11 protein-coding genes are annotated in these 11,973 nt (G+C 66.3%); 5 read left to right on the forward strand and 6 right to left on the reverse strand.

What is annotated here, in order from left to right; translation table 11 throughout:
- Positions 1-127 precede the first annotated feature (127 nt).
- Together SB4_RS12320 and moaB are read left to right on the forward strand one after the other, a co-directional pair.
- Positions 128-1,990, forward strand: a complete 1,863-nt coding sequence (locus tag SB4_RS12320; RefSeq protein WP_082670149.1) for a lytic transglycosylase domain-containing protein — start codon at positions 128-130, stop codon at positions 1,988-1,990.
- 163 nt (positions 1,991-2,153) lie between these two features.
- Complete coding sequence (moaB, locus tag SB4_RS12325; RefSeq protein ID WP_058752803.1) at positions 2,154-2,681, forward strand: molybdenum cofactor biosynthesis protein B; 528 nt, start codon at positions 2,154-2,156, stop codon at positions 2,679-2,681.
- Here the strand turns inward: moaB and SB4_RS12330 are convergent, their stop codons facing one another.
- Complete coding sequence (locus tag SB4_RS12330) at positions 2,682-3,014, reverse strand: VOC family protein (RefSeq protein WP_058752804.1); 333 nt, start codon at positions 3,012-3,014, stop codon at positions 2,682-2,684.
- Positions 3,015-3,084: 70 nt separating this feature from the next.
- Between SB4_RS12330 and SB4_RS12335 the strand changes: the two genes are divergently transcribed.
- Positions 3,085-4,152 (forward strand): PA0069 family radical SAM protein, encoded by a 1,068-nt coding sequence (locus tag SB4_RS12335; RefSeq protein WP_058752805.1) that lies wholly within the window; start codon positions 3,085-3,087, stop codon positions 4,150-4,152.
- A 48-nt stretch (positions 4,153-4,200) separates the two neighbouring features.
- Positions 4,201-4,335, forward strand: a complete 135-nt coding sequence (locus tag SB4_RS20520; protein WP_275044984.1) for a hypothetical protein — start codon at positions 4,201-4,203, stop codon at positions 4,333-4,335.
- A gap of 63 nt (positions 4,336-4,398) precedes the next feature.
- Here SB4_RS20520 and dnaE read toward each other — a convergent pair whose 3' ends face one another.
- Positions 4,399-7,887, reverse strand: coding sequence for a DNA polymerase III subunit alpha (dnaE, locus tag SB4_RS12340; protein WP_058752806.1), 3,489 nt, complete (start codon positions 7,885-7,887; stop codon positions 4,399-4,401).
- 103 nt (positions 7,888-7,990) lie between these two features.
- Between dnaE and SB4_RS12345 the strand changes: the two genes are divergently transcribed.
- Positions 7,991-8,557, forward strand: a complete 567-nt coding sequence (locus tag SB4_RS12345; protein WP_058716769.1) for an HdeD family acid-resistance protein — start codon at positions 7,991-7,993, stop codon at positions 8,555-8,557.
- A gap of 57 nt (positions 8,558-8,614) precedes the next feature.
- Here the strand turns inward: SB4_RS12345 and SB4_RS12350 are convergent, their stop codons facing one another.
- The 4 genes from SB4_RS12350 to SB4_RS12365 are packed head-to-tail and all read right to left on the reverse strand — an operon-like array spanning position 8,615 to position 11,658.
- Positions 8,615-9,094 (reverse strand): glutathione peroxidase, encoded by a 480-nt coding sequence (locus tag SB4_RS12350; protein ID WP_058752807.1) that lies wholly within the window; start codon positions 9,092-9,094, stop codon positions 8,615-8,617.
- A complete protein-coding gene (locus tag SB4_RS12355) occupies positions 9,091-9,684 on the reverse strand; it encodes a GNAT family N-acetyltransferase (RefSeq protein WP_058752808.1) in 594 nt (197 codons plus the stop codon). Before SB4_RS12355 ends, SB4_RS12350 begins: the two co-directional genes overlap by 4 nt.
- Complete coding sequence (locus tag SB4_RS12360; RefSeq protein WP_058752845.1) at positions 9,681-10,394, reverse strand: ABC transporter ATP-binding protein; 714 nt, start codon at positions 10,392-10,394, stop codon at positions 9,681-9,683. Before SB4_RS12360 ends, SB4_RS12355 begins: the two co-directional genes overlap by 4 nt.
- Before the next feature lie 13 nt (positions 10,395-10,407).
- Positions 10,408-11,658, reverse strand: coding sequence for a lipoprotein-releasing ABC transporter permease subunit (locus SB4_RS12365; RefSeq protein WP_058716766.1), 1,251 nt, complete (start codon positions 11,656-11,658; stop codon positions 10,408-10,410).
- Positions 11,659-11,973 lie beyond the last annotated feature (315 nt).

The raw sequence follows: 11,973 nt of genomic DNA on the forward strand, positions 1-11,973 counted from the left end.
CTGTTGACCATAAAAGCGGCAAGTCTCGTGCTGTCGCCAGTTTCCATCCGCGCTTTCTGATCGAAAAGCCGATGGCAAAGGCGGAAAGCTGGAAAGATTTGCAAAGGGTCATGGGGGAATTGGACGCATGAAGCTGAGCCGGGCGATCGCGCGAGGAGCGACCATCGGGGCTTTGCTGGCCGGGGCAAGCGCCGCCATCGCCGCCGAACCCGCCGCCACCACCGACGCCCGCAGCCCGGCCGCGATCAAGGCCCCGCCCAGCATCCCCGCCCTGCTCGATGCCGACCAGAAGGCCGGTTACGCCCGTGTCTTCGCCGCGATCCGCGACAGCCGCTGGACCGACGCGCAGTTACAGCTCGACGCGCTGAAGCCCGGCCCCCTCCACGCCATCGCCCGCGCCGAACTCTACACCGCCAAGGGCTCGCCCAAGGTCGATGTCGAGCGTCTGGTCGCGCTTCTCAACGAAGCCCCCGAACTGCCCCAGGCCGAGCAGCTGGCCCGCCTCGCCCGTTCGCGCGGCGCGCGAGACCTGCCCCCGCTCCCGGAAGCGCATACCCTGATCTGGCAGGACGGCGCGCCCCGCCGCATCCGCGCCAAGAGCGTTCGCAGCGATCAGATCGCCGCCGAACTCGCCGCCCGGATGCAGCCCTTCGTCAAGGCGGATGACGGCCCATCGGCCCAGGCGCTCCTCGAATCGACGCAGGGCCTGTCGCCCGAGGCGCTGACCGAGTGGCAGCAGAAGGTCGCCTGGATCTATTTCCTGATGGGCGACGACGCGCATGCCCGCACGCTTGCCGCCCAGGCGGCCGAGGGATCGGGCGACTGGGCGGTGCAGGGCCGCTGGACCGTGGCGCTGTCGGCATGGCGGCAGAATGACTGCCAGGCCGCCGAAACCGCGTTCGAGGGCACGGCCGCCCGCGCGACCGATGTCGACCTTCGCGCCGCCGCGCTCTACTGGGCCGCGCGTGCCGACATGGTGTGCGGCCGCCCCGACAAGATCGAAGGACGCCTGCGCTCCGCCTCGCAGTTCCGCGAGAGCTTCTACGGCCAGCTCGCGCGCCAGGCGCTGGGGATGCACGCCGACCGCGAACCCGCCGGACAGCTGGTGGCGACCGACTGGGCCGCGCTGGACCGGCGGCCCAACATCCTGGTCGCCGCCGCGCTGGTCGAGATCGGTGAAACCGACCTGGCCGATCAGGTGATCCGCCAGCAGGCGCGGATCGGCCAGCCGACCGAATTCCGCAGCCTGGTGCGCCTCGCCGAATCGCTCGACCTGCCCGCTACAACCGTCTGGCTCGCCCATAACTGCCCGGCGGGCGTCACCGCCACCGCCGAGGCGCGCTATCCGACGCCCAACTGGGCCCCCGACAGCGGCTGGCGCGTCGACAAGGCGCTGGTCTATGCCCATACGCTCCAGGAAAGCGGCTTCCGCAACAAGGTGGTCAGCCCGGCGGGTGCCTATGGCCTGATGCAGATCATGCCCGCCGCCGCGACCGACTTCGCGCGCGAACGCGGCGTGTCGATCGACCGCAGCGCGCTGACCAAGCCGTCGACGAACATGGATATCGGCCAGCGCCATCTGGAGCGGCTGCGCGACATGACCGGCATCACCGGCGGCCTGCTGCCCAAGGTGATCGCGGCCTATAATGCGGGGCCCAAGCCGGTGGGCGAGTGGAACAGCCTGGTCCGCGACGGCGGCGACCCGCTCCTCTATATCGAGAGCATCCCCTATTGGGAGACGCGCGGCTACGTCACCATGGTCCTGCGCAACTACTGGATGTACGAAAGCCAGACCGGCAAGACCAAGTCGCCCAGCCGCGCCGCGCTGGCGCAAGGTATGTGGCCGCGCTTCCCCGGCCTGCCGGGCGCAACCGCTATCCGCCTGCAACGCCCGAACGTCGCACAGGCCACCGTAGCCCCACGCACGACGATCGCGCTGAACGCCACCGTCAGCCTGCAGTCGAATACCACGGTGCCGCAGGCGAACTGACGGGGATTGCGGGGTAGAGGGACGCTCGGAGCGCCGGGCGGCTTTTGGGCGGAATGATCGCGACCCGATGGTCCCCGGCCTTGAACCACGCCCGGTCTGCCCCGGGATTTGACCGACGCCTTATCCTAGCGCACCCAAAATGATTCCGAGACGTTCCGATCCCATGCCCATCGACACGACCCGCACCTTTCTCCCCGTCCGCGTCGCGGTGCTGACCGTATCCGACACCCGCTCGCTGGCGGAGGATCGCTCGGGCGATACGCTGGTCGCATTGTTGACCGAGGCAGGGCACGAGCTGGCCGAGCGCACCATCCTGCGTGACGACGCCGATCATATCGTGGCGCAACTCCATCGCTGGATCGACGATACGAGCATCGACTGTATCCTGACCACCGGCGGCACCGGCGTCACAGGCCGCGACGTCACCCCCGAAGCGGTCGAGCGGGTCGCGACGAAGATGATCCCCGGTTTCGGCGAGCTGTTCCGCTGGCTGAGCTTCCAGACGATCGGCACTTCGACCATCCAATCGCGCGCCTGCGCCTGCGTCGCGCGCGGCACCTATATCTTCGCGCTGCCCGGCTCGACCGGCGCGGTCAAGGACGCGTGGAACGGCATACTGCGCGACCAGCTCGACAGCCGTCACCGCCCCTGCAACTTCGTCGAGCTGATGCCGCGCCTGCTGGAACGCTGATCAGTCGGGCTGCATCGCCGCGATCTCATGCCCGTCGACATCGCGAAAATGAAAGCGCCGCCCGCCGGGGAAGGTGAAGATCGGCACCGCGATCGTCCCGCCCGCCGCTTCGATCGCCGCCAGTGTGGCTTCCAGATCGGCTACCCGGATCACCGGCAGCGGCGCCTTGACCTTATCCGGCGCGGCGTCGAGTCCCAGATCGGTATCCCCACTCATCGTCGCGGCATAATCGGGCCCGAAGTCGGTAAAGGTCCAACCGAACGCCGCCGCATAAAAACGCTTGGCCTCGGCCCGATCAGCGACCGGCAATTCCAGATAGTCGAAGCGCGCCATATCAACCTTCCGTTCTTGATATGTTCGCGACATTCCCATATTATCGACCCATGGGCAAGACGCTTCGATCATGGTGAAGCCCGCCGGACGCGGCTCAACCGGGAACGCGACCAGCAAACGCTTTGCGCTGCCGGAACGCGAGGCGGACGGCGACTGGCTCGACGCGCAAGGGCTAGTCGACGGCGCACCGCCGCCTCTCCGCACCAGCGTGACCATGCTGAAGCCGCGCACGATCCTGACCCGCAACAGCTCGCCCGACGTGCCGTTCAGCCTGTCCATCAACGCCTATGCGGGTTGCGAGCATGGCTGCATCTACTGCTTTGCGCGGCCAACTCATGCCTATCATGATCTGTCGCCGGGTCTGGATTTCGAGAGCAGGTTGTTCGCCAAGCCCGACGCTGCCGAACTGCTGCGTGCGGAACTCGGCAAGCCCGGTTATCGGGTTGCGCCGATCGCGCTCGGGACCAACACCGATCCCTATCAGCCGATCGAGGGAGAGTGGCGGATCACGCGGGCGATCCTGGAAGTTCTGGCCGAGACGAACCATCCGGTCGCGATCACCACCAAGTCGGACCGGGTGGTGCGCGATATCGATATCCTCGCGCCGATGGCCGCCAAGGGTCTCGCCACGGTCTGCGTTTCGGTTACCTCGCTCGACGCAAAGGTCGCCCGCACCGTCGAGCCGCGCGCGCCGACGCCGGAGCGGCGGCTGGCGGCGGTGACGAAGCTGGCCGAGGCGGCCATCCCCACCTATGTCTCGATCGCGCCAGTCATCCCTGCGATCACCGATCACGAGATCGAGCATCTGGTCGAGCGGGCGGCAAGGGCCGGAGCGCGCCATGCCTTCTTCATTCCCGTCCGCCTGCCGCACGAAGTCGCACCGCTGTTCCGCGCCTGGCTGGCCGAGCATTTTCCCGATCGGGCGGGTAAGGTGATGGCGATTATCCAGTCCTTGCGCGGCGGTCGCGACAATGACCCGGATTTCTTTACCCGGATGAAGGGGCAAGGGCCCTGGGCCGAGTTGCTGCGTGTCCGCTTTCACCGGGCGTGTCGGCTGCACGGCCTCAACCAGGACCGGCCGCTGCTCGACACCAGCCAGTTCCGTCCGCCCAGCGGCGCGCAGGGTGAGTTGTTCTGAGGATCGCGGGCCTGTGTTGATGCGTTGAGACATGGAAGGAGAGATGCGATGACCCACGACCCCGAACAGACCACGCCCCAGCCGACACAGAATGACGACGACGCCGATCACTCGGGCGGCGGCTATGGAAATCATGGCGAAGCCGGTGAGGATGAGCAGGACCGACGCGAAGTCGGGGGCTAACCCGTCGCGGCCCTATTCTCCGCCCGCCACAAAGGCCCGGGCGGAGAATAGGGTTACAAGGCCTTAGCCGACCAGCGCTAGTCGCGCCTCGGACGACTTCATCGCCACCGCCTTCACGCCAGGCAAATCCTCGATATGGCTGGCCAGTTCGGCATCGAGCAGAAAGTTGCGGCCCAGCGTCAGCAGCGTGTCACCGGCCTGCCCCTCGATCCGCGCACGAACTTCGCCCCGACCGTTGCGCAAGGGGTCGAGCATGGCGTGCAGCGCCTTGAACGCCACCTTGTCGGTCACCGTCACCTCAACCACGAATTTGGCGGTGCTGGCGAGACCGTCGAACAGCTGGACCCGCTTGATGCTGACCCGCGGCGCTTCCTCGCCGGGGCGGCGGTCCAGTTCGACGGTGATGAGCGCGCAATCGCCGTCCTTGGCCGCCTTTTCCAGGTCGGCGGCGACCGAATCGTCGAAGCATGTCGCCAGGAACTGCCCGGTCGCATCGGACAGTTGCGCCATCATGTAACGCTTGCCCCGCGCCGAGGTGCGCCAGCGCGCGTCTTCGACCAGTGCCGCCATGGTCGCGCCGATCCGCGCGCCGTCATCGGGAATGATCAGCTCGGTCAGCGAGGTATAGGTCCGCGCGCCGTGCATCTTGGCGATATGCGCGTGGCGGTCGACGGGATGCGCCGAGAAATAGAAGCCGAACGCCTCCTTCTCCTGCTCCATCCGCTGCGACAGGGACCAGCGGGTGCCAGTCGGCAGCTTGATCGCATCGCCCGCTACCTCCGTCTCGCCGAACAGCCCGCCCTGCCCGCTCGTCCGCCCCTCATGGGTGCGCGCGGCGATGGCGAGGACGGTTTCGGCGACCGCATGAACGCCCGCCCGGTTCGGCTCGATCCCGTCGAACGCGCCCGCAGAGGCCAGCGTCTCCAGCTGGCGCTTGTTCATCAGGCGGGGGTCGACCCGCTTGGCCAGCGCGTCGAGGCTGGCAAAGGCCCCGCCCGCCTCGCGCTCGACGACCAGCTTCTCCATCGCCCCCTCGCCCACCGACTTCAGCGCGCCCAGCGCATAGCGGACGGCCAGGCCATCCTCATGCGCCTCGACGTCGAACTCGGCCTGGCTGGCGTTGATGCAGGGGGGCAGCATCGTCACGCCCATGCGGCGCGCGTCATCGACGAAGATGGCCAGCTTGTCGGTCAGCGCCATGTCGTAGCACATCGACGCGGCGTAGAATTCATGCGGATGATGCGCCTTCAACCATGCGGTCTGATAGGCAAGCAGCGCATAGGCCGCCGCGTGGCTCTTGTTGAAGCCATAACCAGCGAACTTGTCGATCAAGTCGAACAGCTCGTTGGCCTTTTGCGCGGGGATGTCATTCACCTCCGCGCAGCCCTTGACGAAAATGGCGCGCTGCGCGTCCATCTCCGCCTTGACCTTCTTGCCCATCGCGCGCCGCAGCAGGTCCGCGCCGCCCAGCGAATAGCCCGCCAGGATCTGGGCGGCCTGCATCACCTGTTCCTGATAGACGAAGATGCCGTACGTCTCGGACAAGATCTGTTCGAGCAGGGGGTGCGGGTAGATGATCTCCTCGGTCCCCTGCTTGCGGCGACCGAAGCTGGGAATATTGTCCATCGGACCCGGCCGATAGAGCGACACGAGCGCGATGATGTCGCCGAAATTCGACGGCCGCACGGCGGACAGGGTACGCCGCATGCCTTCCGATTCCAGCTGGAACACGCCGACCGTGTCGCCCTTCTGGAGCAGGCCATAGGTCGCCTCGTCGTCCCAGGCGAGCGCGCCCAGATCGACCTCGACCCCGCGCTTGGCGAGCAACTGCACCGCCTTTTGCAGGACCGACAGGGTCTTCAGGCCGAGGAAGTCGAACTTCACCAGCCCCGCGCCCTCGACGAATTTCATGTCGAACTGCGTCACCGGCATGTCCGAGCGCGGGTCGCGGTAGAGCGGCACCAACTGCGCCAGCGGCCGGTCGCCGATCACCACACCGGCGGCGTGGGTCGAGCTGTGGCGCGGCAGGCCCTCCAGCTTGGTCGCCAGGTCGAGCAGGCGGCGGACCTGATTGTCGTTGGCATATTCCTTCGCCAACTCCGGCACGCCGTTCAGCGCGCGCTTCAGGTCCCAGGGATCGGTCGGGTGATTGGGCACCAGCTTGGCGAGGCGGTCGACCTGGCCATAGCTCATCTGGAGCACGCGCCCGGTGTCCTTCAGCACCGCGCGCGCCTTCAGCTTACCGAAGGTGATGATCTGCGCGACCTGATCGCGGCCGTATTTCTCCTGGACGTAGCGGATGACCTCGCCACGCCGGGTTTCGCAAAAGTCGATGTCGAAGTCGGGCATCGACACGCGTTCCGGGTTCAGGAATCGCTCGAACAACAGGCCCAGCTTCAGGGGATCGAGATCGGTAATGGTCAGCGCCCAAGCAACGACCGAGCCCGCGCCCGAACCACGGCCCGGCCCCACCGGGATATCGTGATCCTTGGCCCATTTGATGAAGTCGGCGACGATCAGAAAGTATCCGGGAAAGCCCATCTGGATGATGATGTCGACCTCGAACTTCAATCGTTCGTGATAGGCCTCGCGCCAGCCGGGTTCGCCCTCTCCCTCCAGCTCGGCGATACGGTCCAGCCGGGCGTTCAGACCGGCGGTCGCGTCCCGGCGCAGCATCGCCGCCTCGCCCTCGCGGTCGCCCGCAAGACTGGGCAGGATGGGCTTGCGCCACGGGGCCATCACTGCGCAGCGCTGGGCGACGACCAGCGTGTTTTCGATCGCCTCGGGCAGGTCGGCGAACAAATGCTTCATCATCTCGGCGGGCTTCAGCCACGCCTCGGGACAGCTCTTCGGACGGTCGTCCATTTCGACATAGGTCGAGTTGGCGATGCACAGCATGGCGTCATGCGCGTCGCGGAAACCGCTATCGGTAAAGCAACAGGGGTTGGTCGCGACCAGGGGCAGGTCGCGGTCATAGGCCAGGTCGATCAGGTCCTGCTCCGCCGCCATCTCGATCGCGTCATCGCGGCGTGCCAGTTCGACATAGAGCCGGTCGCCGAAGATCGCCTGGAGCCGATCGGCATAGGCCTTCGCGCGATCCGGCTGGCCCTCGGCGAACAGGCGGGCGACGCCGCCCTCTCCCCCGGCGGTCAGCGCGATCAGCCCGCCGCTGAACGTCTCCAACGTGTCGAACCCGACATGCGCCGCCAATTCGATCGGACGATCGAGATGCGCCGCCGACACCAGCGCGCACAGATTGTCATAACCGGTCATGTCCTGCGCATAGAGCGCGATCCAGTCGACCACCGGCGCGACATTGTCCGGCATGTCTGGCCGCGCGACGCCCAGCATCGTGCCGATGATCGGCTGCACCCCCGCCTTCTTCGCGGCATCCGAAAAGGCCATCGCGGCGTAAAGCCCGTTGCGGTCGGTCAGCCCGGCGGCGGGAAAGGCATTCGCCTTGGCCTGCGCCGCAATCGCCTTGGGATCGATCGCGCCGTCGAGCATCGTGAAGGAAGAGAAGATGCGAAGCGGCACATATCCAGAATGCATGGCATACCCCTAGCCGAAACCGCGTGATTCGACCAGCACGGAACCCGGCCATGGGCAAACCGTTACGGTGACAGAAGGACTTTGAACGAAGGGCGCGTAGACCATGACCGATACCGATCGTTCTTTCGCCACCTCACTTCGGCCCGGCGCCGGGTGGGGCTGGATTCTCGCTTACGGTGTCTTGTCGGCGCTGCTGGGGCTGGCCGCGTTCCTGTTTCCGGTGCCCGCAACCCTGGCCGCGACGCTGGTCATCGGGGCCTTTTTTCTGGCCGCCGGGATCGTGTCGATCGCTGCGGGGATTTTCGGCAAAGGGCATGAAGGGCGCGGCTATGCCATCGGCTTCGGTCTCGTCTCGCTGATCATCGGCCTGATCATGGCGTTCGAGCCTGCGACGGGGGCGATCTCGATCACACTTCTCGTCGCGGTGTGGTTGGGCCTGCGCGGCGCACTCGAAATCGGACTGGGCGCGCGGATGCGGCGGCGGCGCGGGCTGATGATTGCGCTGGGGGTGGTGAACATCCTCTTGGCGCTGTTCGTGCTGGCCACCCTCCCGCTGAGCGCCATGACCCTGCCGGGCTATATTCTGGGCCTCAGCTTCCTGTTCGGCGGCATCACGGCCATCGCCTCGGCACTGGATCACAAAAAGGGTGCGAGCGCCTTTGCACTCTGACGTCGCCGGAGTGGGGAGCATGCTCCCCACCTCGCCGGAATCACACTTTGAGGAACGCTAAAGAAGTCTCTCGATGTCCTTAGCCAGGTCCTCGGGTTTCGCAGTGGGCGCGTAGCGGTCCACCACCTTCCCGTTCCGGTTGACCAAGAATTTTGTGAAGTTCCACTTGATCGCCTTGGTCCCCAGAATACCGGGGACTTGTGCTTTCAGCCACTGGAACAGCGGCTCCGCATGATCGCCATTGACGTCAACCTTGCCCAGCACGGGAAAGGTCACGTCATAGGTCAGCGAACAGAAATTCGCGATCTCCACTGCATCGCCGGGTTCCTGCGCGCCGAACTGGTTGCAGGGGAAGCCCAGCACGGTCAGCCCCTGCTCCTCATAGCGGCGGTGCAGCGCCTCCAGTCCTTCATATTGCGGGGTGAAACCGCATTTCGACGCGGTGTTGACGATCAGCAGGACGCGTCCGGCATAGCGCGACAGGTCGACGGCCGAGCCGTCCGCCGCCTTGACGGTGAAATCCGTTACACCGCTCATCGGTGCTTCCCCAGCAGATAGTCGAGATTGGCGCGGACGCCTGGCCATTCATGGCAAAGGATCGAATAGACCACGGTGTCGCGAACCCGACCGCCGGCCATCACCTGATGCCCGCGCAGCACGCCGTCCTGTTTCGCGCCCAGGCGTTCGATCGCTGCCTGGCTGCGCTTGTTGAGCGCATCGGTACGGATCTGGATGGCTTGGCACTCCATCACGTCGAAGGCGTGGGTCAGCAGCATCCGCTTCGCCTCGGTATTCACGCCGGTGCGCTGGACGCGGGTGGCGTAGAAGGTGCCCCCAATCTCCAGCCGCCGGTGCTGCGGCGCCATCCGCATATAGCGCGTGGTGCCGACGACCTCTCCCCCGGGCGTCTCGACCGTGAACAGCAGGGCTCGGCCGACATCCCGCTCCTTGACCGCCGCCGCCAGCCAGCGGTCCGGCGTCTTCATCATAGAGACATTGGCGTAAAAGATGTTCCACAGCTCGCCCTCGCGCGCCGCCTCGACCAGCGCGGGCATATCGGCCTCGACGAAGGGGCGGAGCGTGACATGGCGACCGGTCAGCGTGGGCGTCTCGGTCCAGACGGTCACTGCAGACGCCCTTCGTGCAGGCGGACGATCCGGTCCATTTTCAGCGCCAGCCGCTCGTTGTGCGTGGCGACCAGCGCCGCCGAGCCCTCGCCGCGCACCAGTCGCAGGAACTCGGCCAGCACCACTTGGGACGTATGTTCGTCGAGGTTGCCGGTCGGCTCGTCCGCCAGCACCAAAGGCGGCTGATTAGCGAGCGCCCGGGCGACCGCCACGCGCTGTTGCTCGCCGCCCGACAGCTGGCTGGGCCGATGGGTCAGGCGATGGCCTAGGCCCAGGGCCGTCAGCAGCCCCTTGGCGCGCGCATCGGCGGCGGCGGGCAGCTTGCCCTGTACCAGCTGCGGCAGGACGACATTCTCGATCGCGTTGAAGTCGGGCAGCAGATGGTGGAACTGATAGACGAAGCCCAAATAGTCGCGCCGCGCGATGGTGCGACCATGCGAGTCGAGCTTCGACACCTCCTCGCCCGCAATGCGGATCGAGCCCGAAAAGCCGCCCTCCAGCAGGCCGACCGCCTGAAGCAGGGTCGACTTGCCCGAACCCGAGGGGCCGAGCAGCGCGACGATCTCACCGGGCGCGATGGCCAGGTCGACGCCGCGAAGCACCTCGATGGTCTGGCCCCCTTGCGTAAAGCTTCGCGACAGGCCGGTCGTCTCCAGCACCGGCTGGACGGCGCGAGGCTCCACGGCGCCCGACGCCACGGCACTGCCCATGCGGATGATGGGATCATTCATAACGCAGCACCTGAACCGGGTCCGTGCTCGCCGCCTTCCAGGCGGGGTAGAGCGTGGCGAGGAAGGAAAAGACGAGCGCCATCGACGCGATCACGATGATCTCGACGGGATCGGGCTTGGACGGCAGCTCGGTGAGATAGCGGATCGAGGGATCCCAGAGGTTCTGCCCGGTCACGAACTGGACGAAATTCACCACCGCCTGTCGATAGAACAGGAAAAGCGCGCCCAGCCCCAGTCCGGCGACCGTGCCCAGCGCGCCGATGATGGTGCCCACCGTCATGAAGATGCGCATCAGGCCGCCGCGCGTCGCCCCCATCGTCCGCAGGATGGCGATGTCGCGCGTCTTGGCACGGACCAACATGATGAGCGAGGACAGGATATTGAACACCGCGACCAGGATGATGATCGACAGCACGGTGAACATCGCCACCCGCTCGACCGCCAGCGCCTCGAACAGCTGCGCGTTCATCGACCGCCAGTCGGCGATCACCGCGCGACCGCCAAGCTTGTCCGCAAGCGGCGCCAGGATCTGCCCCACCCGATCGGCGTCGACCGTCTGAATCTCGACCATGCCCACCGTGTCGCCCATCAGGAGCAGCGTCTGCGCATCCTGGATCGGCATGATGATATAGGCCTTGTCATAGTCGTACACGCCGATCTCGAAGATCGCGCCAACCGTATAGCTGACGATGCGCGGAACCGTGCCGAAGGGCGTCGTCTGCCCCTGCGGACTGATCAGCGAGATTTCGGAGCCGACGCTTGCGCCCAGCGCCTCGGCCAGGCGGCTGCCGATGGCGATGCGGCCGCTGCCCGGCGTGACGCTGGCCAGACTGCCCATCACGATCTTGGAGCGGATCGCCGAATTGCCGCGCATGTCGGCGACGCGCATGCCGCGCACCAGCACCGCCTCGACCCGGCCGTTATAGCTGGACATCAAGGGCTGCTCGATCATCGGCACCGCGCTGGTGACGCCCGGCGTCGCCTTGGCCTCGCGCACGATATCGCGCCAGTCGGGCAGGCGACCGCCCACCCCCTGCACCACCGCATGGCCGTTCAGCCCGACGATCTTGTCGAACAGCTCGGCACGGAAGCCGTTCATCACGCTCATGACGATGACGAGCGCGGCGACGCCCAGCATGACCGCGACCAGACTGATCGAGGCGACGAGGAAGATGAAGGCCTCTCCCTTGCCCGGCAGCAGATAGCGCCGCGCGATCATCCGTTCGTAACGAGACAGGATCATTGAAGTCCGATCGATCCATGAAGAAAGCGAATTGCCGTGAGGCTGTAGGAGCGGCGCCGGGTGCTGGCAATGCCGCGCCCGGCCCGGCGGACAAAACCGGCGACTCCGGTAATTGTTGCGTCAGCGCCACACAGCCGCGCCAATCGTAGCGCGGATGCCGCAAGAGGGATGACAAGCCGCCCTGCCGTACCGTAACACACTCTTACTGAGACACAGGCAGCAACGGCCGTGGTTCGGGGATTGCTCCAACGCTCACCCAACGAGGTTGATGCGGGAGCAGAAAAAGGGGGCTGACGAGCGATCGTCACGCAGGCG

It is taken from the genome of Sphingomonas sanguinis (assembly GCF_001476905.1).
Lineage (GTDB): Bacteria > Pseudomonadota > Alphaproteobacteria > Sphingomonadales > Sphingomonadaceae > Sphingomonas > Sphingomonas sanguinis_B.